Genomic DNA, 22,166 nt, shown 5'->3' on the forward strand with positions numbered 1-22,166 from the left:
CAGGGCCAGTGCTAACCCGTCTAACGTGTGTTAGAAAAGACCTTACTTTTTGAAGATAATGTTTTGAAACGATAAACACAATCATCTATATAATGGCATAGCTTTATATAATGACATAGTTTATTGATGCTTTGCCAGCGAGTTCAGGAGCTTTACTTGACCGATTTTATCCCTTCTGCACCGGTACTTATCACCGGTGGCGCCAAGCGAATAGGACTGGCTCTGGCTGAGTCGATGCTAGAGAAAAAAATTCCGGTAATCGTGAGTTATCGGCAACCTTACCCTGCCCTTGAGGAGCTGATTAAGAAAGGCGCATGCTGCATTCAGGCCGATTTTTCAGAAAATGCAGGGATACTCGCCTTTGCTGAAAAAGTGCGTGCCCAAACCGGTAAACTGCGTGCCATCATTCATAACGCCAGCTCATGGGTCGCAGAGTCGCCAGACACCGCACCACAGGATACGATGGCGATGATGCTGCAAATCCACGTTTACACCCCTTACCTGCTCAATCTCGAGCTGGAAGAATGTCTGCGGGGTCAGGGCACGGCCGGCGCCGATATCATTCACATTACCGATTTCGTGGTGGAAAAAGGCAGTAAAAAGCACATCGCCTATTCGGCAAGCAAGGCAGCGCTGGATAATATGACGCTCTCATTTGCACGAAAGCTGGCACCTGAGGTCAAAGTTAACTCCATTGCACCCGCGCTAATCCTCTTTAACCCAGAGGACGACGCCTCATACCGCGAGCACGCGTTAAATAAATCGTTAATGAAGATTGAGCCGGGCGAAAGTGAGATAGTCAATCTGGTTGATTACATCATGCGCAGTAAGTATGTGACCGGCAAAACACTCGGCGTTGACGGCGGCAGAAGATTGCGCTGACGCAGCGGTTGCCTGTGTTTATTAATATGAACGAAGTCTACTGCGGGCGTGGCGTTGATGCCCCGCTCGCGCTATGCTGGAACCCGATTTTCACCTTGACAGCAAACCAATGAATAAAATCGTTTTTGTAGAAGATGACGCCGAGGTGGGTAAGCTGATCGCTGCCTATTTGGGCAAGCATGACATTGAAGTTCTTATTGAACCTCGCGGAGACACGGCGCAAGACAGAATCGCGGTCGAAAAACCCGATTTGGTATTACTCGACATCATGCTTCCCGGTAAAGACGGCATGACCCTCTGCCGCGACCTGCGCCCGGCCTATGACGGCCCCATCGTGTTGCTGACCTCGCTGGACAGCGACATGAACCATATTTTGTCGCTCGAGATGGGCGCTAATGACTATATTCTGAAAACAACGCCACCGGCCGTGCTGCTGGCGCGTCTTCGGCTGCACCTGCGCCAGCGCCCGACGTCTACCACCGCCGAGCCAGAGAAAACCAGCAAACCGATGCAGAAAAGCAACGCCCTGCACTTCGGCCAGCTGTGCATTGATCCCGTCAACCGCGAAGTCACGCTGGGTGAAGAAACGATTACCCTTTCAACCTCAGACTTTGACCTTCTGTGGGAGCTCGCCACGCACGCAGGCCGCATCATGGACCGTGAAGCGCTGCTGCTCAACCTGCGTGGCGTGAGCTATGACGGGCTCGACCGCAGCATTGATGTCGCTATCTCTCGCCTGCGTCGCAAACTTTACGACAACGCGCTTGAACCATTTCGTATCAAAACGGTGCGTAATAAAGGTTATCTGTTTGCCCCTAACGCCTGGGAGTCCGTGCAGGAATGAGAAAACTTTTCGTTCAGTTCTTCCTGCTGCTGCTGGTGTGTTTCCTGGTTATGGCAATGCTGGTCGGACTGGTTTACAAAGTCACCGCCGAGCGCACCGGTCGCCAGTCGATGAACGACCTGATGAAAAGTTCGCTCTATCTGATGCGAAGCGAGCTGCGTGAAATTCCTATCAAAGACTGGAACAAGACCATCAGCACCCTTGAGCTGAACCTCTCGTTCAAACTGCATATCGAGCCACTGGGCAAGCGCAAGCTAAGCCCGGCACTCGACGCCCAACTGCGTGACGGCGAAATTGTGGCGCTCGACAGCGAATACACCTTTATACAGCGCGTGCCGCGAAGTAACTATGTTTTGGTCGTCGGGCCGATTCCATATCTGTTTTACATGCATGAAATGCGCTTGCTCGATTTGGGGCTGCTGATTTTCATCGGCCTGTCGTTAGCGTTGCCGGTATTTTTATGGATGCGTCCACACTGGCAGGACCTGCTTAAGTTAGAAAACTCGGCGCAGCGGCTTGGCAATGGTCATCTCGACGAACGAACCAATTTTGACTCGACGTCGAGCCTCAATCGTCTGGGAATTGCCTTTAACCAGATGGCTGACAACATTAATACCCTTATTGCGAGCAAGAAGCAGCTTATTGACGGTATCGCTCACGAGCTGCGAACGCCGCTGGTCCGGCTACGTTACCGGCTTGCCATCAGTGAAAATCTGCCAGAGGCCGAACAGCAGGCGATTAACCGTGACATCGGTCAGCTGGAATCGCTGATCGACGAGCTGCTGACCTACGCCCGTCTCGACCGGCCACAGGTCGCGCTGCATTTAACCAAAATCAACCTGCCGGAATGGATTGAAGACAAGGCCGATGACTTCCGTCTGGTAAATACCGAGCATGAGATAGAACTCGATGTGACTAAACCGGCCGACTTCGGCGGTGTGGACCTCCGCCTGATGGAGCGCGTACTCGACAATCTGGTCAACAACGCGCAGCGCTACGCTCATAAGCATTTGCGTATCAGCCTGTGGTTACAGGGTGAAGAAGCCAACCTACAGGTTGAGGACGATGGTCCGGGCATTCCACCGGAAGAGCGTTTGAGAATTTTTGAGCCATTCGTTAGGCTGGACCCAAGTCGTGACCGTGCAACCGGCGGCTGCGGGCTGGGATTGGCCATCGTGCATTCGATTGCCGTGGCCTATCAGGGGCGCGTCATGGTTGATTCCAGCCCGCTCGGCGGCGCAAGCATCCGCTTTAGTTGGCCGATTAAACCGACATTTAATCTCGCTATTGAACCGCAATAAATCGGGCCTGAGGGCAAACTTCCCCCACATTTTTATTATTTTGAAAGCACGGAGTTCAGCATGGCTACAGCTTATTCACAGTTACGCGCTACCTTTACCCGACTGTCGCGTTTCAGTCATCTTTCGTCCATCGCCGGATGGGACATGCAAACCATGATGCCACCGGAAGGCAGCCGCGCTCGCTCCGAGGCTTTGGCTGAATTGAGCGTTCTTCAGCACCAGATTTTGACCGCGGGCAAAGTGGGCGAATGGCTTGAGCAGGCGAAGCAGGAAGACCTCAACGATCTCGAGCAGTCTAACCTGCGCGAAATGGCCCGCCAGTATCAGCACGCCGCCCTGCTTCCGGAGAGCCTAGTTGAAGCGAAATCTCTCGCCGGCGCCCGCTGTGAGCACGCATGGCGTCGTCAACGCCCAGCGAATGACTGGGAAGGTTTTGTCGATAACCTGCGTGAAGTAGTGAAACTCAGCCGTGAAGAAGCGACACTGCGCGCCGAAGCAGCGGGTATCAGCCGTTATGACTCTCTGCTTGACCTCTATGAGCCGGGCATGACCGCCCACAAGCTCGACGGTATTTTTGGTGATTTGAAAACCTGGCTGCCCCAGTTGTTGCACAAGGTGGTTGAAAAACAGAAATCCGTACAGTTTGTTCAGCCGCAGGGCCCGTTTGCTATCGACAGTCAGAAACAGCTGGGCCTTAGCGTCATGAAGCGTCTCGGCTTCAACTTTGACGCAGGTCGTCTGGATATCAGCGCACATCCATTCTGCGGCGGCGTCCCGCAGGACGTGCGTATTACCACGCGTTACAACGAAGATGAGTTCATCACCGCCATGATGGGGGTTATCCACGAAACCGGCCATGCGCGCTATGAGCAAAATCTGCCGAAAGAGTGGCTGGGCCAGCCGGTATCCAACGCACGTTCAATGGGCGTTCACGAATCGCAAAGCCTGCTGTTTGAAATGCAGCTCGGCTGTAGCGACATTTTCCTGAAATCTATTTTCCCGCTGGTTACCGAGCAGTTTGGTGAGCGTCATGGCCTCGACGTCGATAACTTCATCAAGCTTAACCAACGCGTACAGCCTGGCCTGATCCGCGTCGATGCCGATGAGGTCAGCTACCCTGCGCATATTATTCTGCGTTATGAAATTGAGCAGGCGCTTATTGAAGGAGAAATTGAAGTCGACGATATTCCGGCACTGTGGAGCAGTAAGATGCAGCAATATCTGGGCCTCGATACCGTCGGCAATTATACCAACGGCTGTATGCAAGATATTCACTGGACCGACGGTGGCTTCGGTTATTTCCCGACCTATACGCTGGGTGCCATGTATGCAGCACAGTTATTCCAGACGGCGAATAAAGCGATTCCAACGCTACAGGACGATATAGCCCGAGGCGATCTGACGGCATTATTCCAGTGGCTGAACCAGAATATCTGGCAGCACGGCAGCCGCTTCTCGACCGACCAGTTAATTGCCAATGCCACGGGTGAAACCTTAAATACCGAGTTCTTCCGTAAACATCTCGAAAGCCGTTACCTGTAATAATCGTGACTTCCCGGGCAATGAATTCTCATGGCCCGGGAAAACCGCCCCATTCTGCTAAGATTTTTCTTATTTCATTGTTACAGATCCCCCTGATTTTAACCGATTTATGGCTTCTCAAAACGCTTAGGTAACCTGAATCTGCCGTGTGTTGTAACTAAGCAGCGTAATTTGTATGTTTTTTGTTGTACATAAAATCGCAACCAACTGATAAATATCAATAATACAGTTTGTACATACGGTTACACGCCGAAACCAATCACTAACGGACAACAGACACTCAGAAGCCTAGTATTCTCCTACCGGCCCCGCAGTGGGGTGGATACATAAATTCAATTCTGAGGAATTAACGATGAAAAAGGTATTAGCTCTGGTTATTGCCGCTGCAATGGGCCTGTCTTCTGCAGCATTCGCTGCTGAAACTACCGCTGCTCCAGCTGCTGCAACCACCACTACTGCTGCTCCTGCTCCAGCTGCTAAAGCGCCAGTTGCTAAAACGCACACTGCGAAAAAGCACGCTAAGAAGCACGCAACCAAGAAGAAAGTTGCACAGAAAGCTCAGGCTGCTAAAAAGCATGTGAAAAAACACGCTGCTAAGAAGCCAGTTGCTCAGAAAGCACAGGCTGCTAAAAAACACGTGAAAAAACACGCTGCTAAGAAGCCAGTTGCTCAGAAGGCACAGGCTGCTAAAAAACACGTGAAAAAACACGCTGCTAAGAAGCCAGTTGCTCAGAAAGCGCAGGCTGCTAAAAAACACGTGAAAAAACACGCTGCTAAGAAGCCAGTTGCTCAGAAAGCGCAGGCTGCTAAAAAACACGTGAAAAAACACGCTGCTAAGAAGCCAGTTGCTCAGAAAGCACAGGCTGCTAAAAAACACGTGAAAAAACACGCTGCTAAGAAGCCAGTTGCTCAGAAAGCGCAGGCTGCTAAAAAACACGTGAAAAAACACGCTAAAAAAGCTGCTCCAGCAGCTAAGTAATAAGTCTTTGTGAGCAACTCGTCTCACCATTATCAAGACTGATTATTTGACACCCGGTTCGCCGGGTGTTTTTTTCTCCGGCCTTAGACCCCCCTAGCGAAATATGAACACGGGGTTATCTTAATTAGGCAATCTTGAGGTATTGATGGACGATGCTGCGACGCTACCTGTTCGAAATTACCCTGAGTTCACTGATCCTGTTAGGCCTGATTACGTTGTTCTTCTACTTCTAGAGGAAAACGTTTTTCAACTAATCCGGAAAGTCAGAACCCATAATTAAAAAAATCCAATTAATACCGAGATAAATTGTTATTACCGAGTTATCTTAACCTCCTGTTACCAATAAGCTCTATACAGCTATAATCATCATCTTATTAATTGACTCTCAGTCAATCCCGCACTTAAGGTCAAAACGATATGCGCATAGCTTTACCGCTTGTCTTGTGCTTCCTCTGCTTCGCCCTCCCTGCTCATGCCGATTCATCAGACTCGGATAGCGACTCAGACACAATCAGCCTTAAAGAAAAAACCGCCCTATTTTTTGGCCAGGATCACCGTACCCACGTCAGCGATGTTAAAAGCTGGCCATGGCAGGCGATAGGTCAGATTGAAACGGCAAGCGGTAATCTTTGCACCGCGACCCTCATTTCCGAGCACCTGGTCCTAACCGCCGGACACTGCGTGCTAGCGCCCCCGGGTAACATCGACAAAGTCATCGCTCTGCGTTTTATCTCTCAGCATGAGAAATGGCGCTATCAGATTACGTCACTGCAAACGCTGGTTGATCCTGCGCTAGGCAAGAAACTCAAAGCCGACGGTGATGGCTGGATAGTGCCACCAAAAGCCGCGCCGTATGACTTCGCGCTGGTGCGTATTACCGATGAAAAACGAAAGTTGCCTATCAAGCCCCTGCCCCTGTGGCAAGGCACGCGTGACGAGCTGACGGCGGCGCTGAAGGCCAATGACCGCAAAGTGACGCAGGCAGGTTACCCTGAAGATCACCTCGATGATCTCTATAGTCATCAGGATTGTTTAATTACCGGATGGGCACAGCCGGGCGTGATGTCGCACCGTTGTGATACCTTGCCAGGCGACAGTGGCTCGCCGTTACTGCTTAAGCAAGACGGTAAATGGACGCTGATTGGTATTCAAAGCTCGGCGCCTGCCGCGCAGGACCGTTATCTGGCGGATAACCGCGCCCTGGCCGTTCCGGCAATCAGGGACGCGTTAGTCGAGTTAAGCGATAACCAGCTGGCGCACTAAGCCAGCTGCTCCATGGTCTGTAAAATACGCTTGTCCGAGATAGGATAAGGCGTTCCAAGCTGCTGCGCGAAGTAACTCACGCGCAGCTCTTCAATCATCCAGCGCACTTCCTGAACCTCTTCACTGGCCTGACGCACCGGCGGCAGCTTGTTGAACCACTGTTGCCACTTCTGTTGAACGCTCTCAACCTTAAGCATCTGCGCGCGATCGCGATGTGCATCCATCGCCAGTTTGTCCATGCGTTTTTCAATAGCCTGTAAATAACGCAAGGTATCAGGTAGACGCTTCCAGCCATTCTGCGTCACAAAACCGCGATAGATAAGGCCCGACATCTGCGCCTTGATATCAGACAGCGCCAGCGCCATCGTCATGTCAATTCGCCCTTTCAGGCGCTTATTAATACTGAATACTGCGGTCAGAATCTGCTCAACCTGGGTGGCAATCGTCACCACGGTGTCGTTGAGATTGGCGCGAACGTGTTCATGCAGTTTGGCGAAACGGGCTTCGTCCCATACAGGCCCACCCGACTCGGCGACCAGTTTGTCGATACCGCAGGAGATGCAGTCGTCTATCAGGTCCAACACCTTGCCGTAGGGATTGAAATAAAGACCCAACTTCGCCTTGTTCGGCAGCTTCTCGTGCAGGTATTTGATAGGTGAAGGAATGTTCAACAGCAGCAAACGTCGCGTACCGCGCCACATCGCCTGTGACTGTTCAAGCTCGCTGTCAAATAACCGGATAGCGATACTGTCTTTTTCGTCCACCAGCGCCGGATAGGCTTTCACCTCATAACCGCCGCGCTTCTGCTGGTAGCAGTCCGGCAAGGTTCCGAAGCTCCAGACATGCAGGTTATTTTGCTCGATACCGTCGTCAGCGACCGCAGAGAGCGTTTGCTGCACCTGTTCTTTCAGCGTTGACTTCAACGCTGTCAGACTCTTGCCTTCACGCAGCGTCTTGTTTTTGTCGTCAACAACGCGGAAGGTCATCTTGAGATGGTCCGGCACCTGGTCGAGCTGCCAGTCATCTCGTGACACCGTCACTCCCGTCATTTTACGTAATTCGCGCTCCATGGCCTCCAGCAGCGGCAGTTCAAACGGCGTAACGCGACCCAGCAGCGCATCGGCGTAGTTTGGCGCTGGAACAAAGTTACGGCGCACTGGCTTAGGCAGCGATTTAATCAGCGCCATGATAAGGTCGCGACGAATACCCGGGATCTGCCAGTCGAAGCCCTGCTCTTCAATCTGATTAAGCAGCGGCAAGGGGATATGTACCGTAACGCCGTCAGCTTCTGTGCCGGGTTCAAACTGATAGGTCACGCGCAGTTTGATATTTCCCTGATGCCAAAAGTTCGGGTAGTCATGCGCACTTATTTTCCCCGCGCCCTCTTTGATAAGCATGCTTTTTTCAAAGTTCAGGCTGTCGACAGGCTGTTTCTTCCACCAGGTATCAAAATGCTTACCGGACACCACCTCACGGCCGATGCGCTGGTCATAAAACAGGAACAGCGTCTCTTCGTCGACCAGAATGTCGCGACGGCGAGACTTATGCTCTAGCTCCTCAACTTCTGCGCGCAGACGCAGGTTGTCGCGGAAGAAGGCATGACGGGTTTGCCAGTCACCCTCCACCAAAGCGTGACGGATAAACAGCTCACGCGAGAGGACGGCGTCGATGCTGCCATAGTTGACGCGACGCGCCATGACAATCGGCAGCCCAAACAGTGTGACCTTTTCGTTGGCCATCACCGCGCCCTGGGCTTTTTCCCAATGCGGCTCGCTGTAGCTGTATTTCAGCAGGTGTTTGGCCAGCGGTTCTATCCACTCTGGCTCAATTTTGGCCGCAATACGCCCCCACAGGCGACTGGTTTCAACCAGCTCGGCAACTATCACCCACTTTGGCGGCTTCTTGAACAGACCAGAACCCGGGAAGATAGAGAACCGTGCGTTACGCGCACCGGTAAACTCCTGCTTCTCTACGTCTTTCTGCCCAACGTGTGACAGCAGACCGGTCAACAGCGCGCAGTGCACGCTGCGATAATCAGCGGCCACGCTGTTGATACGCAGTCCCAGCTCCTTCACCACCTGACGCAGCTGGGTATAGATATCCTGCCACTCGCGAACGCGCAAATAGTTGAGGTAATCGCTGCGGCACAGCTTACGGAACTGTGCCGAAGAGAGCGCTTTTTGCTGCTCCTGAAGATAGTCCCACAGGTTCACGAAGGCGAGGAAATCGGAATCTTTATCCGCAAAGCGGCGATGTTTTTCGTCCGATGCCTGCTGTTTGTCCATCGGACGCTCACGCGGGTCCTGAATCGACAGCGCAGCGGTGATGATCATCACCTCGCGCAGACAGGCGTTTTTCTGCGCCTCAAGCACCATACGGGCGAGTCGCGGGTCAACCGGCAGTTGAGCCAGGCTGCGGCCCTGTTCGGTCAGGGTATAGCGACCGTGCTCGGCAGGGTTAATCGCCCCCAACTCTTCGAGCAGGCGGACACCGTCCTGAATGTTGCGCTTATCGGGCGCTTCGACGAACGGGAAAGCAGAAATATCGCCCAGACCGAGTGAGGTCATCTGTAGGATGACGGACGCCAGATTGGTACGCAGGATCTCTGGGTCGGTAAACTCAGGGCGCGACAGGAAGTCCTGCTCCGAATAAAGACGGATACAGATACCCTCGGACACACGCCCGCAACGTCCTTTACGCTGATTGGCCGAGGCCTGCGATACCGGCTCAATCGGCAAGCGCTGTACCTTGGTGCGGAAACTATAGCGACTAATACGCGCCGTGCCGGGGTCGATAACGTATTTAATACCCGGTACGGTCAGCGACGTTTCGGCCACGTTGGTGGCAAGAACAATGCGGCGTCCAGCGTGCGACTGGAACACACGGTTTTGTTCACTGTTCGACAGGCGCGCATAGAGCGGCAAAATCTCGGTGTGCGGCAAATCAAGGCGATTCAGCGCGTCGGCGGTGTCGCGAATTTCGCGCTCACCGCTCATAAAGATCAGGATATCCCCGTTGCTCTCATGCCCCAGCTCGTCAACCGCGTCAAAAATAGCCTGCAGCTGGTCACGATCGGTATCATCTGCATCGTCAACGACCGGGCGATAACGCACCTCAACCGGATAGGTACGGCCTGAAACCTCAATAATAGGGGCATTGTTAAAATGTTTGGAAAAGCGCTGAGGATCGATGGTCGCCGAGGTGATGATGACTTTTAAATCCGGGCGCTTTGGCAGCAGCTGGCGCAAATATCCGAGAATAAAGTCGATGTTCAGGCTGCGCTCGTGCGCCTCATCGATAATCAGGGTGTCGTACTGCATCAGCATGCGGTCTTGCTGGATTTCGGCCAGCAAAATACCGTCGGTCATCAGCTTGACCAGCGTGTTTTCACTCACCTGGTCGTTAAAACGGACCTTATAACCGACGGTACTGCCGAGCGAGGTTTCCAGCTCGTCGGCGATACGGTTAGCGACAGTACGCGCCGCCAGTCTGCGCGGTTGAGTATGGCCAATCAGGCCTTTGATACCCCTGCCAAGCTCCATACAGATTTTCGGAATCTGCGTGGTTTTACCCGAACCGGTTTCACCTGCGACGATAACGACCTGATGATCGCGGATGGCTTCAAAGATGTCCTGCTTCTTTTGACTGACCGGCAGATTGTCGGGATAGGTGATTTTAGGGCGTGACGCCTCACGCGCGCTGACTTTTTGCAGCCCCTGCTGGAGCGAAGTTTCAAGCTCTTGAGTCAGTCCCAGCAATGCCTGCGGGTCATCTATTTTTTTTGCGCCCTGCAAACGACGTTGCAGGCGTTGTCGGTCACGTAGCATCAGCCCGTCTAGTTGTGCTGATAGTGCCGCGAGCGGTGATTTCACGTTCTTGATTCCTTGATTAGAGGCGGCCGCTGGCCTTGCCTGAATAACGCTATGTTATCACAAGCTATTGAGGTTACTGAAAGTTGGAGGCGGATTTCTCAAGTGCCAGGTTATTCAAAAAATTCGAATGTAGATCTCGAAATATTGCACTATCACTGACGAAGATTTATCAATAGAGTAACAAGCATTGTTGGGACGCCCCGTCCCTGTATTACCCCCACTTACGTGAAGGATTTAAAAATGAGTAAAGTACTGATTCTGAAATCAAGTATTCTGGCTAACTTCTCTCAGACCAACCAACTGGCTGACTACGCCGCTGCTCAATTCCAGGCTGCTAACGGTGCGTCTCAGGTAACCGTGCGTGACCTGGCGGCTAATCCTATCCCTGTATTGGATGGCGAACTGGTTGGCGCACTGCGTCCTTCCGATGCTGCTCTGACGCCACGTCAGGAAGAAGCACTGGCCTTGTCTAACGAGCTTATCGCTGAGCTGCAGGCTAACGACGTTATCGTTATCTCTGCTCCAATGTACAACTTCAACATCCCAACTCAGTTGAAGAACTATTTTGACCTGGTTGCTCGTGCGGGCGTAACGTTCAAATACACCGAGAAAGGCCCAGAAGGTCTGATCAAAGGCAAACGCGTTATCGTTCTGACCAGCCGCGGCGGCATCCATAAAGATACCCCAAGCGACCTGGTTGCTCCATACCTGAACCTGTTCCTGGGCTTCCTGGGCATGACTGACGTTGAGTTCGTCTTCGCGGAAGGTATTGCTTACGGTCCAGAAGTTGCCGCTAAAGCTCAGGCTGATGCAAAAGCAGCAATCGACGTTGCTGTTAAAGAAGTTGCCGCAGCTTAATTATTTACCGTCACTCTCGGCTAACTCATTTTAGAAGCTGATGAGTCACGGTAGAGACGCTGTAATAAACATTGCGCGCCCAGTAAGGCGCGCTTTTTTTATTACAACAATAAAACGAGACTCCAGAATCACGCGAAGCGTGGCTCTATTTCTGGAGCCACTGGCCGTTGATGCCGCGCACGTATTCACCCTTCCCGGCACGCGTCACCAGCTTTTGCCCGGCAAGTTTCGCTACGTCGGCGGTGCTGACCTGATTATTGGTTGCTACGTCCTGATACTGCTGCTCGCGGGCCTGATTAATGCGTTTTACCAGTGCCAGGGTTTCGGGATCCTGTTTCACCGGAGCCAGATAACCCGACAGCGTCTCCCCCACCCGTCCCTGCATTTTGGCCTGTTCGACGGTCAGCGCCAGCGCCGAACCGCAGCATAGCCAGCCGCAAAGCATCACTATCAACGCCAGACCTTTGCCTTTTACCGATTTCATAACCCTTGTCCTTAAAAAAGATCGCTCTTGTTCTTCAACAGGTCTTCGACGTCTTTATCGACCTTGATATGAATCTCATGTTCAATCTTGACGTTCATATTGATGGTTATCGGCGCAGTGGGCGTCGCTATCTCGATGCGCGGTACGCATCCGTTAAGCAGTAGCGTCGCGAGTAATAGCGGTAAACAGGACGGTATCAGGTTCATTGTTCCTTCCTCAATTCAGTATCCTTGGTCGCAGGCGCAAACTGGTTGGTGGCAGAAAGCTGCTGTTGCAACCCTTCCTGCAGGTTGTCACCAAAACGCAGGCTGCGCCAAAGCTGATAAACGTTTTCCTGGTGGGTGTAGTTCAAATCGATTTCACGTTTCTGGTGATCGATATTATTAACCCCCTTAATCTGCGCCGCCATGGTCAGCCCCCCCAGATTGTCGAGGCTCACTTTGGCGTAAGACTTATAGATTTCAAGGTATTGCAGCAGCTTGATGATAAGCCCGTTGGCGATATTACCCTGTGCCATTGCGGCCACAAACTGCGGATCCAGCCTCAGCGTCAGTCCGCCGTCGTTGGCTATCCAACCGTCGTGAATCAGCCATTTCGGATTATCGACGTACAGCGGCAGCTCGCCGTTAACGCGCCCGGACATAGCCAGCTGTTTTGGTTTTAGCGCGGTAAAGAGCGCGCTGAGGTCAATTTTTTGCAGCTTCAACACGGCCGCGTCATGCTGCGGGAGACGCAACTCGGAAAGGCTAATGTGCCCCAGCAGGACGTCCATGCCAACGTGGGTAAGCTTAAGCGGTGCGCTTTCACTCCACGGATAACTGCCCTGCAGTTCGGCGGTAATGTTTTGCATCGCAAACAGGTTGTTAAGCTCGCCAATCCGCAGACTGACCGGCTGCCGGGTACCAAACCGCCACTTCTGGTCCTTGAGGCGATAAGACAGTGAGAAGTTGAGCCCGCTTAGGTCGCCGTCTTTCAGCCACATGCTGCCGTCTTTAACCACCCAGTGCCCTCCGGCGATAAATCCCTGGCCGCGCGCAGCGGAAAACGCGGACTGCGCGTAGAAGCTGCCGCCTCGAAGCTTGACGTTGAGGTCTGGCGTCAGCAGCGTCTGGAAGGCGGTGAGATCCTGTTTTGGCCACCACGCCTGACCGCGCAGACGCTCGCCGTCCCAACGTCCATTAAGACGGATAGGCCCAATTGGCAGCGCCGCAAGCTGACCGTTAAGCGTTATGTTCATTGGGCTATCGCCCTTCATCGTCAGGGTGAGTGCCGCGGGGGGCAAATAGCCGCCATTTTCCAGCGAAACCTTTTGCGCCACCAGCTTAATCGCGCCTTCAAAATTCAGCGTCGTGGGCGGTTGTGTGCTGGCATAACGTTCAGGTATCGGCCTCATCCACCTTAGCGGCGTGGTCAGCGTCAGGCGAGGTGCATCGACGTTGACCAGCCCGTAATGCAGGCGATCAAAACCGGCCGATAGCTGCGTCAACGTCAGCTGATTGTCGTTCCAGCTGCCTTTACCGGCGACGTCCCACCGCCCACTCAGCGGCGGGAGATTGCCCTTACCCCAGTAGTTAAACGCCCACTGCCCATGGTCAGGCCAGAAGCTTTGCGATTTACCGTTGAGATGCAGGTCAATGTTGCCCCAGTAACTGTCCTGCCCGCGGATAATGGCTTGCAGAGGGCCACTCACGCCCCCGGCGCTTACCTTCACCCCCGCCAGCGGCCAGCGCGCGTCCTGAAGACTTAGCGTCGCGGTCGGCTTACCCCAGGCACGCAGCAATGCGCCGCTGTGCAACGAAATTTCAGGATTAAGCACCGAGCCGGTCAGCGTGGCGGGAAACGATGCACTGAGTGAAACCTGCGCCAGATTGGCCTGACCGGTTAACTGAAATGCAATACTACTGTCGAGCAGGCCCACGCGGCCCGGCCCCATCGTCAACACCGCGTTGGCCTTGCCGTTGTGACCTTGGGTCAATACGTTCAACCGACCGCTCAGCGTCGTTTGGTTAAGGTTGTCGCTCCAGTTGTTCAGCGTCAGGTTCACGCCACCGGACAGCGGCTGCTGCGCATACGGCCAACGCCACTGCCCGTCGCTAATCTGGATCTGCTTATTGCCCAATTGCCACGGCAAACTGAGCAGCGGCTCGGTTTCACCCTGCTCGACAAGCCGCAGCTCGCCCCTCTGGTTCTGCCAGCTCATGCTGACGTTAAGCGGATGCGGCACCGCGGAGGTGTGCATCTGCCCATGCAGCTCACCGCTTTCCGGCAAGGTGTCAAGTGCCGCAGGCAGAGTCAGCTTGCCCGCTAACTGGATAGGCTCGTCGCTGCCCGGCGGCGTCAGGCTCAAGGTGCTAATTGTCAGCTGCCGTTGGTTGTCCAGCGCAGCATCGAAGCTCAGTGCATCCCCCTGATAGCGCAGCGCCTGAGTTTGCCCGCTGTTGTCTATTAGCAGACTGCCCGCGTACTGTTGCCACGGAGTGATTGAAAGCCTGGCGATGTGCAGTTGGCCTACAGGCAACTGTTTCTGAATATCGGGCAGTGAAAGCGCCGAGTTGGAATTTTTACTGACAGGGTATTGGCTCAGGCAGGCCGTGTCGACGCTCAGGCTTCCCAGACTGAGGTTCCATCCTTTCTGCGCCTTGTCGAGCGCGATGTCCTTTGCGTCGGCAAGCACGCAGTCCTGCGCCAGATAGCGCAGGCCCGGCAGTCGCAGCTGTCCGTCTGACCAGACGGGTGCCGAGGACAAACTTAATGCCGTCCCCTGCGCCAGCCAGTGTCCAGCCAGCGATGGCAGCCACTGCGGCAGCGTTTTCCACAGCAGTACCAGCAGCAGAAGTATCGCCACCACCGCGGCCAGCAGAATCTGTATGAGACGTTTAGGTCCTTTCCTCATGAATTGTCCTGATATTTTCTTTACGTCTGCAAGATATCATAAAAATCACGTTACACTCGCTTACCCTTTGTTTACACGACGCCCAAATGCTAGTTTTAACTATTATTTCTCGAAAATTCCCTTACTTCTTGGAGAATCAGGTATGAAACTTGCGATTTACGGCACCAAGAATTACGACAAAAAATATTTTGAGCTGGTTAATCAGCAGTACGGCGATGAGCTGGTATTTTTTGATTTTATGCTAGGTGCAGCCACGGCGAAGAACGCCGAAGGCTGCGATGCGGTCTGCATATTCGTTAATGATGACGCCAGCCGAGAGGTGCTTGCCGAACTCGCAGCACTCGGTATTAAAACACTGGCGCTGCGCTGTGCGGGCTTTAACAATGTTGATTTGGATGCCGCCAAAGAGTTGGGTATTAGCGTAGTCCGCGTGCCGGCATACTCACCGGAAGCCGTCGCCGAACACGCGGTGGGGCTGATGCTGTGCCTTAACCGACACATTCACCGCGCCTATCAGCGCACTCGTGAAGCCAACTTTTCGCTCGAAGGACTGACCGGCTTTAACATGTATCAACGTACTGCCGGAATCATCGGCACCGGCAAAATTGGCGTTGCGGCCATGCGTATTCTGAAAGGTTTTGGCATGCAGATTCTGGCCTACGATCCCTACCCAAGCCCGCTGGCGCTGGAACTGGGCGCGGAATATGTCGACCTGCCCACGCTGTACGCCCAATCCGACATTATCTCGCTGCATTGTCCTCTGACCGCCGACAACCATCATCTTCTCAATAAAGAGTCGTTTAGCCAGATGAAAGACGGCGTGATGATCATCAACACCAGCCGTGGCGCACTGCTCGATGCCAGCGCGGCGATTGACGCCCTGAAGCAGCAAAAAATCGGTGCACTGGGGATGGACGTCTATGAGAACGAACGTGACCTGTTCTTCGAAGACAAATCTAACGAAGTCGTGCTCGACGACGTTTTCCGCCGCCTGTCTTCCTGTCACAACGTGCTGTTTACCGGCCATCAGGCGTTCCTGACCGGCGAGGCGTTGACCAGCATTGCGGAAACGACGCTCGGTAATCTCTCGCAAATTGCGAACGGAGAGCAATGTCCGAATCAGGTAACGGCTCAGTCCTAATCAGAACAATAGTGAGATTTTTAGGTCTCTTTTCGATATAATGATGACGTTAAAAAGCGCTTAATAAGTTTAAAGCGCTGCCATTTCGACGAAATGAATGGAAATCAACTCAGGTTTCTTCAGGAGAGAAGATGAATAAAAAACTGATTTTAGGCAGCCTGCTGGCCGCCGTTGCGCTCAGTGGCTGCAGCTATCCCCACCAGGAAAAACTCACCCCCGAACGCCTGCAACAGCACCCTTATGAACTCGTCAGCATTGACGGCGCACCGATAGCCAGTCAGAGCAGCCGTAGACCGACTCTCGAATTCAGCGAAAAGATGCACGTCTCAGGCGCTATGTGTAACCGCTTTATGGGACAAGGACAGCTCGACAACGATCGACTCTTCGTCAGGCAAATGGCCTCAACGCGCATGCTTTGCGCCGACAGCCAACTCAACGTCGGCGACCGGCTCATCGCCGAGATGCTACAGAATGGCGCGAAAGTCTCCCTGCACGGCAAACAGCTCATACTCCGCGAGGGCGAACACGAGCTGGTCTATCGCGCCAAATAGCGTTAGGACAAGACAGTATTCCTCACAGCCATTAGTGTTGTGGCAAGGCGGCCACAGAGTGAGTCCCGATGAGCTGACACACGTCAGTAATTCGGGTGAGCGAAGACAGCCAACGCAGCCACAGCGCTGGGACGAAGAGGCATTCCTCACCGCCATTAGTGTTGTTGCAAGGCGGCCACAGAGTGAGTCCCGATGAGCTGACACACGTCAGTAATTCGGGTGAGCGAAGACACCCAACGCAACCACAGCGCTGGGGCGAAGAGGCATTCCTCACCGCCATTAGTGTTGTGGCAAGGCGGCCACAGAGTGAGTCCCGATGAGCTGACACACGTCAGTGATTCGGGTGAGCGAAGACAGCCAACGCAGCCACAGCGCTAAGGGCGAAGAGGAATTTTAGGTACAGGCACCGCTCATCACAGCCGACTCCCCGCATCGACGACCATTAGACATCTGGCACATGCCTACTGAAGTACCGTCGAGTTGGCGTGCGAGCTGTAGCGTGCCTCCGGCCATTGAACAGGCTGCTGCGGCAGGGCTGTTACTCAGGTTACGATGGGCAATATTGAAGCTGTTACCCTGCTGTTGAACTTCCGCACTTTCTTTATTGCTGCTGCAGGCAGCTAAAACCAATGTGGCGCCAGCCAGTAGAAATCGTAACCCTGTTTTCATGCACCCTGCTCCTGGATGATTATTTCGTTAAATTTAACGAGAGTCATCATAGCCGAGCTTTTCTGCTAACGTCGAGCCCTGAAAAGAAGTAAATAGCCACTTTTCTTAAAAATTTATATCCAGAAACAGATTATTTCCGTTTGTTATTTATTCTGCTCATAGAGTGGACGCTTATTAACCCGAAATTCTTCTTAAATCACAAAAAATTCGCCCTTGGGATGAAATAATATAAAAAAGGAGGAAGTCTTTTATGCTGACAGATTTTTTAATCCGAATTGCCGTTGCCGGTGTCCTTGGAGGACTTATCGGTATTGAAAGACAGCTGCGTGCAAAAGAAGCCGGTTTACGTACCCATATTTTGGTCGGCATCGGCAGTGCGATGTTTATGATCGTCTCGAAATATGGCTTTGAAGATATTCTTAATCAGAGCCACGTCAGTTTTGACCCCAGTCGTGTTGCCGCGCAGGTGGTCAGCGGCATGGGTTTCTTGGGTGCCGGTACCATCATTATTCAAAAACAAATCGTCAAGGGACTGACCACCGCCGCCGGGCTTTGGGTGACCGCGGCAATTGGTTTGGTCATTGGTAGCGGACTGTATGAGATTGGGGTCTATGGCACCGTATTAACGCTGCTGGTTCTTGAGGTATTTCGTCAAATCAGCAACCGTTTAATTGGTCATCATCATCTGATCGAAGTCCGCCTGAGACCACAAAGCGTCCCTCAGGTATTAATTGCACTACAGAAAATGCGTATCCGTCCCGGCCATATAAAAGTCAGCCAAAAGGATGACGATGAAGATAAATGTGAGCTTGTTATGGACGTCGTATTATCGCCGCGTCAGAAAATTGAAGCCCTCTATGAGGCCATAATGTCGGTAGACGGTATTAAGCGGGTAGACGTTAATTAAGGCGCACAGAATCACCATAACGCATTGAATTGCAAATGCAAAATTTGAATAACTAATCCCAATCTATCTATATGCGGCAAAGATTTGCCGCATGATAAGCTTTCCCCCTCTCTTTATAGTCGTTATTTCCAACATGGCAATAAAAGCTGCAACAGTAATGTTTGGGGAAGGTGAAGTGTGCCCGCTTGGTTTTCTTTAGCTGTAGATTCTTTTTGGCCCATGCTTTATGCAGGGCTGACATTTACCATTCCACTGACGCTGATAGCGTTTGCTTTGGGATTAACGCTGGGTTTTATTGTGGCATTAATTCGCCTTTATGGCCCCGCGCCACTGCGAAGTTTCGTCCGCTTTTATGTCTGGCTTATTCGCGGTACTCCTCTCCTGGTGCAGCTTTTCCTGATATTTTACGCCCTGCCGAGCGCAGGAATTACTCTCGACGCTTTTCCGGCGGCGGTGATAGGCTTTACCCTGAATATCGGTGCTTATACTTCTGAGGTGATTCGAGCCACTCTATTATCGGTGCCAAAGGGGCAATGGGAAGCGGCCCATTCCATTAGCATGAGCTGGTCCCAGTCTTTGCGCCGGATTATTCTGCCGCAGGCCGCTCGCGTCGCCGTCCCACCGCTGTCGAATACCTTTATTTCATTAGTCAAAGACACCTCCCTGGCCTCGGTGATTACCGTGCCAGAGCTGTTTCTGGCGGCGCAAAGAATTGCCGCCGTAACCTATCAGCCCCTCATTCTTTATACCGAAGCGGCCATCATCTATTTACTGATCAGCTCCGTTTTATCCGCATTACAGAGCCGTCTGGAAATCAGACTGGCCAGAAATACCGCAGTAAAGGAAAACTTTAATGATAACGCTATCCGGAGTTGAGAAAAGTTTTGGACTAAATAAAGTCCTGAACGACATAGCGCTGACGCTCGAAGAAGGCAGCGTAACTGCACTGATCGGGCCTTCAGGCAGCGGCAAAAGTACCTTATTACGCTGCATTAATTTATTGGAAATTCCTCAGGCCGGGCAATTAAAGATTGGGAATGAAGAAATACGTTTTTCCCCAAAGATGCGCATCGGCAAACGAGATATTCGCCGAATAAGCCAGCAAACCGGCATGGTATTCCAAAATTTTCAATTATTCCCTCATCTGACCGTACTCGAAAATATCACCGAGGGATTGGTCGTAGTGCATAAATGGCCGTTGGATCGGGCGATAAAACGTGCCGAAGCGCTGTTGGCCAAGGTAGGTATGCAGCATAAGCGTGACGCCTGGCCTGCCACACTCTCCGGTGGACAGCAGCAGCGCGTCGCCATTGCACGCGCTCTGGCCCCTTCGCCCAAGGTGCTGCTTTGTGATGAACCGACCTCAGCGCTGGACCCTGAGCTGTCGCTTGAGGTGGTCGCGGTATTAAAGCAGCTGGCACAGGAAGGGACCACCATGCTGATGGCCACTCACGACCTGCGCCTGGCGGCGAATATCGCTAATAACGTCGTCTTTCTTGAGGCGGGTGAAATTGTTGAAAGCGGTACCTCAGAGGCTATTTTCACTCAGGCCAGGAAAGCACGAACAAAGACCTATATTTCAACGTTAACCAATACCCTTCCCGATTCATGGGAAATCTAAAACAAAAAAATCAATACTAATAATCTTAAGGAGTCACTGATGAAAGTAATAGCGACGGCATTATTGGCCACGGCACTGCAATTTAGCGTTTCTCACGTTGCTTTTGCCGAATCAGATTTGGCAAAAATTCACTCGGCAGGCGTGATCAAATTTGGTACGGAAGGCACCTATCCCCCGTTTACCTATCACAACACCTCGGGTGAGCTTGTCGGCTTTGACGTTGATATCGCACGGGAAATTTCTAAGCGTATTGGTGTTAAAGCGGAGTTTGTCGAAGGGAAATGGGACGGGCTGATTGCGGGCCTCGACGCCAAACGCTATGACGCGGTGATTAACGAAGTGTCCATCACACCAGAGCGTCAGGCAAAGTACGATTTCTCTGACCCGTATATTGCGTCAAAAGCGGTACTGATCGTGCGCAGCAACAACACCACCATCAAGTCATTTGCCGACCTGAAAGGCAAGAAATCGGCGCACACCTTGACCAGCAACTATGCACAACTGGCGCGTAAATACGGTGCGGAGATTGTCGGTACTGACGGTTTCGACCAGTCCGTCTCTCTTGTTGCACAGGGCCGCGCGGATGCCACTATCAACGACAATCTGTCGTATCTCGACTTCAAAAAACATAAACCTGACGCGCCGGTCAAGATTGTTGCTACCGAGTCAAACGCCGAGCAGGAAGGCGTGCTTATCAGAAAAGACAACCCGGATTTACAGCAGGCAATCAACAAAGCATTGGCTGAAATAAAGTCCGACGGCACTTATCAGCGCATTTCTAATCAATATTTTGGTGCTGACGTTTCCAAATAATCACGTCGTTCCGCAGTGGCATGACTGCCGCTGCGGAGACGTCTTTCCGCCTTCTCCCGCGATTTTACAGGTCAGAACATGACAATAGCCTCAACGCCGGTATTCACGGTGGTACAACCCTCGGCAGTGCTCGCCGATCCCCACATTCTTTCTGACATCCGCGACCGACGCAGCATCATTGACTCTATCTATGATTCTCTGGTGCGCCGCGATGACCATGGACAATTTATTCCCTGGCTGGCGACGCATTGGAGGGTTGAGAATAAGGGACTGCGCTGGTGTTTTACTCTGCGAACAGACGTCATATTTCACAATGGCTCCGCGCTTACCGCGCAAGATGCTGCAGGCTCCCTGCGACGCGCGCTTTCCGCCGACATGCCCGGCGAACTCGGCACCGAAGGGGTTTTGCGTGGCTATCTTGAGGGGGCGAAAATAGCCGCTACCGATGACAGTGTGCTGATTGTGGAAACGTTAAGCCCCTTTGGCGATTTGCTGGATTTACTGGTGGATATTCCCGTCGTAGAGACGTCGTCACTGCCTAAATTAATCGGCAGCGGACCTTATCGGGCCAGCAGCCAGCAGCCCGGCAAGGTCGTTTTGCAAGCGTTCAACCCACATTGGGCCGCCCCCCCGCCCGCTCAATCACTGGTCTGGCTCGCTGAACCCGATGCCAAACGTCGTTTAGCCCTGTTACAACAAGGCAAAGTGGATTTAGCCGTCGATACCCCGGCACACTACGTGACAGGGTCACATGATAATTTTCAAATTCTAAAACGTAAAAGCACGCTGTGCGTGATTTTTCTGTTTAACCTCTTTAGCGGCCCCTTGCAGGACGTTCGCATCAGAAAGGCGCTCAATTATGCGATAAACCTGACAGACATCATCAACGACCCAGCGATTGCGGCAGGCCAGGCAGCGCCGCTGGCAGGTCCGCTGAGCCCACGTCACGCGGGAACACCGGCAGACCTCTGCGCTTATGCTTATAATCAGCAAAAAGCACGCGAGCTGCTCGCCGAGGCCGGCTATGCGCAAGGTCTTACGCTTGAGTTTTCATTACCGGCTACGTTCCCCGATGAGTCAATTCCGCTGGCTGAACGCATCGCCCAGCAGCTTAAGGACGTAGGGATCACCGCCAACCTGACGGTTTACCACGACAGGCCAGCCTATGCGCATCGAGTTCGTGACAAGCAATTTGGCGATGTAGCCTGCTTTGACTCAAGCCCCGCCAGCGCCTGGCGCGTGTATATCGAAAAGCTCGACTCCCGTCGTCAAGGCCCGTGGTGGCAGGGATACCACAGTGAAACACTGAACGCCCTGCTGAACGAGATAGCCGCGACACAGCACGCCGAACAGCGTCAGGCGCTTCTGGCGCAGGCATTTACACTTGTCCACCATGATGCGCCGTGGCTTTTCCTCTACGCGCCAGATAACCACTGGACGCTGGGCGAAAAAGCCAAGGGATGGCAACCCACCTTCGAAGGACGCGTACGCATTATTGCCAACCCAGATGGGGGTACTCATTGAGAAGCAAGCACGGCGACAGGTG

General features: G+C 52.8%; 19 protein-coding genes. 14 read left to right on the forward strand and 5 right to left on the reverse strand.

Annotated elements, in window-relative coordinates:
- Window positions 1-126: 126 nt before the first annotated feature.
- The 6 genes from folM (at window position 127) to O1V65_RS08410 (ending at window position 6,811) form a co-directional block, all read left to right on the forward strand.
- Window positions 127-882: a dihydromonapterin reductase gene (gene folM, locus O1V65_RS08385; protein ID WP_051040090.1), complete on the forward strand. Its 756-nt coding sequence runs from the start codon at window positions 127-129 to the stop codon at window positions 880-882.
- 109 nt (window positions 883-991) lie between these two features.
- A complete protein-coding gene (gene rstA, locus O1V65_RS08390) occupies window positions 992-1,726 on the forward strand; it encodes a two-component system response regulator RstA (RefSeq protein ID WP_026110721.1) in 735 nt (244 codons plus the stop codon).
- Window positions 1,723-3,027: a two-component system sensor histidine kinase RstB gene (gene rstB, locus O1V65_RS08395; RefSeq protein WP_017493252.1), complete on the forward strand. Its 1,305-nt coding sequence runs from the start codon at window positions 1,723-1,725 to the stop codon at window positions 3,025-3,027. The genes rstA and rstB overlap by 4 nt, the downstream gene beginning before the upstream one ends.
- A gap of 60 nt (window positions 3,028-3,087) precedes the next feature.
- Window positions 3,088-4,569, forward strand: coding sequence for a carboxypeptidase M32 (locus O1V65_RS08400; protein ID WP_165429469.1), 1,482 nt, complete (start codon window positions 3,088-3,090; stop codon window positions 4,567-4,569).
- A 352-nt stretch (window positions 4,570-4,921) separates the two neighbouring features.
- A complete protein-coding gene (asr, locus tag O1V65_RS08405; protein ID WP_269130413.1) occupies window positions 4,922-5,548 on the forward strand; it encodes an acid resistance repetitive basic protein Asr in 627 nt (208 codons plus the stop codon).
- 417 nt (window positions 5,549-5,965) lie between these two features.
- Complete coding sequence (locus tag O1V65_RS08410) at window positions 5,966-6,811, forward strand: trypsin-like serine peptidase (RefSeq protein WP_084912074.1); 846 nt, start codon at window positions 5,966-5,968, stop codon at window positions 6,809-6,811.
- Here O1V65_RS08410 and hrpA read toward each other — a convergent pair.
- Window positions 6,808-10,683, reverse strand: coding sequence for an ATP-dependent RNA helicase HrpA (gene hrpA, locus O1V65_RS08415; protein ID WP_017492824.1), 3,876 nt, complete (start codon window positions 10,681-10,683; stop codon window positions 6,808-6,810). The genes O1V65_RS08410 and hrpA overlap by 4 nt on opposite strands.
- A gap of 240 nt (window positions 10,684-10,923) precedes the next feature.
- Here hrpA and O1V65_RS08420 point away from each other — a divergent pair, with 240 nt between their 5' ends.
- The gene (locus O1V65_RS08420; RefSeq protein WP_017492825.1) at window positions 10,924-11,541 is read left to right on the forward strand and encodes an FMN-dependent NADH-azoreductase; all 618 of its coding nucleotides are present in this window, start codon (window positions 10,924-10,926) and stop codon (window positions 11,539-11,541) included.
- Window positions 11,542-11,686: 145 nt separating this feature from the next.
- Here the strand turns inward: O1V65_RS08420 and O1V65_RS08425 are convergent, their stop codons facing one another.
- From O1V65_RS08425 to O1V65_RS08435, 3 genes are read right to left on the reverse strand one after another with little or no spacing between them, the layout of a single operon-like run.
- Entirely contained in the window at window positions 11,687-12,025 is a 339-nt protein-coding gene (locus O1V65_RS08425) for a YdbL family probable chaperone protein (RefSeq protein ID WP_017492826.1), read from the reverse strand.
- Between the two features lie 11 nt (window positions 12,026-12,036).
- Entirely contained in the window at window positions 12,037-12,231 is a 195-nt protein-coding gene (locus O1V65_RS08430; RefSeq protein ID WP_017492827.1) for a YnbE family lipoprotein, read from the reverse strand.
- A complete protein-coding gene (locus O1V65_RS08435; RefSeq protein WP_269130414.1) occupies window positions 12,228-14,918 on the reverse strand; it encodes a YdbH family protein in 2,691 nt (896 codons plus the stop codon). The genes O1V65_RS08430 and O1V65_RS08435 overlap by 4 nt, the downstream gene beginning before the upstream one ends.
- Window positions 14,919-15,060: 142 nt before the next feature.
- On the opposite strand from O1V65_RS08435, the gene O1V65_RS08440 reads away from it, so the two are divergent.
- Complete coding sequence (locus tag O1V65_RS08440) at window positions 15,061-16,059, forward strand: 2-hydroxyacid dehydrogenase (protein WP_017492828.1); 999 nt, start codon at window positions 15,061-15,063, stop codon at window positions 16,057-16,059.
- 131 nt (window positions 16,060-16,190) lie between these two features.
- A complete protein-coding gene (locus tag O1V65_RS08445; RefSeq protein ID WP_084912079.1) occupies window positions 16,191-16,610 on the forward strand; it encodes an META domain-containing protein in 420 nt (139 codons plus the stop codon).
- Window positions 16,611-17,003: 393 nt separating this feature from the next.
- Here O1V65_RS08445 and O1V65_RS08450 read toward each other — a convergent pair whose 3' ends face one another.
- A complete protein-coding gene (locus tag O1V65_RS08450; RefSeq protein WP_017492830.1) occupies window positions 17,004-17,279 on the reverse strand; it encodes a putative hemolysin in 276 nt (91 codons plus the stop codon).
- Between the two features lie 250 nt (window positions 17,280-17,529).
- Here O1V65_RS08450 and O1V65_RS08455 point away from each other — a divergent pair, with 250 nt between their 5' ends.
- From O1V65_RS08455 to O1V65_RS08475, 5 genes are all read left to right on the forward strand, one after another.
- Window positions 17,530-18,186, forward strand: coding sequence for an MgtC/SapB family protein (locus tag O1V65_RS08455; RefSeq protein WP_017492831.1), 657 nt, complete (start codon window positions 17,530-17,532; stop codon window positions 18,184-18,186).
- Window positions 18,187-18,363: 177 nt separating this feature from the next.
- On the forward strand, window positions 18,364-19,062 hold the full coding sequence (locus tag O1V65_RS08460; protein ID WP_084912080.1) for an amino acid ABC transporter permease: 699 nt from the start codon (window positions 18,364-18,366) through the stop codon (window positions 19,060-19,062).
- Window positions 19,040-19,807, forward strand: coding sequence for an amino acid ABC transporter ATP-binding protein (locus O1V65_RS08465; protein WP_017492833.1), 768 nt, complete (start codon window positions 19,040-19,042; stop codon window positions 19,805-19,807). The genes O1V65_RS08460 and O1V65_RS08465 overlap by 23 nt, the downstream gene beginning before the upstream one ends.
- A gap of 39 nt (window positions 19,808-19,846) precedes the next feature.
- Complete coding sequence (locus tag O1V65_RS08470) at window positions 19,847-20,620, forward strand: amino acid ABC transporter substrate-binding protein (RefSeq protein ID WP_017492834.1); 774 nt, start codon at window positions 19,847-19,849, stop codon at window positions 20,618-20,620.
- A 78-nt stretch (window positions 20,621-20,698) separates the two neighbouring features.
- On the forward strand, window positions 20,699-22,144 hold the full coding sequence (locus tag O1V65_RS08475) for an ABC transporter substrate-binding protein (RefSeq protein ID WP_269130415.1): 1,446 nt from the start codon (window positions 20,699-20,701) through the stop codon (window positions 22,142-22,144).
- Window positions 22,145-22,166: the final 22 nt, after the last annotated feature.

This window comes from Rouxiella badensis (genome assembly GCF_026967515.2).
GTDB lineage: Bacteria > Pseudomonadota > Gammaproteobacteria > Enterobacterales > Enterobacteriaceae > Rouxiella > Rouxiella badensis.

What these genes read in the sequence shown, in the direction of transcription:
- O1V65_RS08445 (WP_084912079.1), top strand. Translation starts at nt 16,191, where the DNA reads ATGAATAAAAAACTGATTTTAGGCAGCCTGCTGGCCGCCGTTGCGCTC.
- O1V65_RS08450 (WP_017492830.1), bottom strand. Translation starts at nt 17,279, where the DNA reads ATGAAAACAGGGTTACGATTTCTACTGGCTGGCGCCACATTGGTTTTA.
- O1V65_RS08435 (WP_269130414.1), bottom strand. Translation starts at nt 14,918, where the DNA reads ATGAGGAAAGGACCTAAACGTCTCATACAGATTCTGCTGGCCGCGGTG.
- rstB (WP_017493252.1), top strand. Translation starts at nt 1,723, where the DNA reads ATGAGAAAACTTTTCGTTCAGTTCTTCCTGCTGCTGCTGGTGTGTTTC.
- O1V65_RS08465 (WP_017492833.1), top strand. Translation starts at nt 19,040, where the DNA reads ATGATAACGCTATCCGGAGTTGAGAAAAGTTTTGGACTAAATAAAGTC.
- O1V65_RS08420 (WP_017492825.1), top strand. Translation starts at nt 10,924, where the DNA reads ATGAGTAAAGTACTGATTCTGAAATCAAGTATTCTGGCTAACTTCTCT.
- O1V65_RS08400 (WP_165429469.1), top strand. Translation starts at nt 3,088, where the DNA reads ATGGCTACAGCTTATTCACAGTTACGCGCTACCTTTACCCGACTGTCG.
- O1V65_RS08455 (WP_017492831.1), top strand. Translation starts at nt 17,530, where the DNA reads ATGCTGACAGATTTTTTAATCCGAATTGCCGTTGCCGGTGTCCTTGGA.
- O1V65_RS08475 (WP_269130415.1), top strand. Translation starts at nt 20,699, where the DNA reads ATGACAATAGCCTCAACGCCGGTATTCACGGTGGTACAACCCTCGGCA.
- O1V65_RS08425 (WP_017492826.1), bottom strand. Translation starts at nt 12,025, where the DNA reads ATGAAATCGGTAAAAGGCAAAGGTCTGGCGTTGATAGTGATGCTTTGC.
- O1V65_RS08430 (WP_017492827.1), bottom strand. Translation starts at nt 12,231, where the DNA reads ATGAACCTGATACCGTCCTGTTTACCGCTATTACTCGCGACGCTACTG.
- O1V65_RS08440 (WP_017492828.1), top strand. Translation starts at nt 15,061, where the DNA reads ATGAAACTTGCGATTTACGGCACCAAGAATTACGACAAAAAATATTTT.
- asr (WP_269130413.1), top strand. Translation starts at nt 4,922, where the DNA reads ATGAAAAAGGTATTAGCTCTGGTTATTGCCGCTGCAATGGGCCTGTCT.
- folM (WP_051040090.1), top strand. Translation starts at nt 127, where the DNA reads ATGCTTTGCCAGCGAGTTCAGGAGCTTTACTTGACCGATTTTATCCCT.
- O1V65_RS08410 (WP_084912074.1), top strand. Translation starts at nt 5,966, where the DNA reads ATGCGCATAGCTTTACCGCTTGTCTTGTGCTTCCTCTGCTTCGCCCTC.
- rstA (WP_026110721.1), top strand. Translation starts at nt 992, where the DNA reads ATGAATAAAATCGTTTTTGTAGAAGATGACGCCGAGGTGGGTAAGCTG.
- O1V65_RS08470 (WP_017492834.1), top strand. Translation starts at nt 19,847, where the DNA reads ATGAAAGTAATAGCGACGGCATTATTGGCCACGGCACTGCAATTTAGC.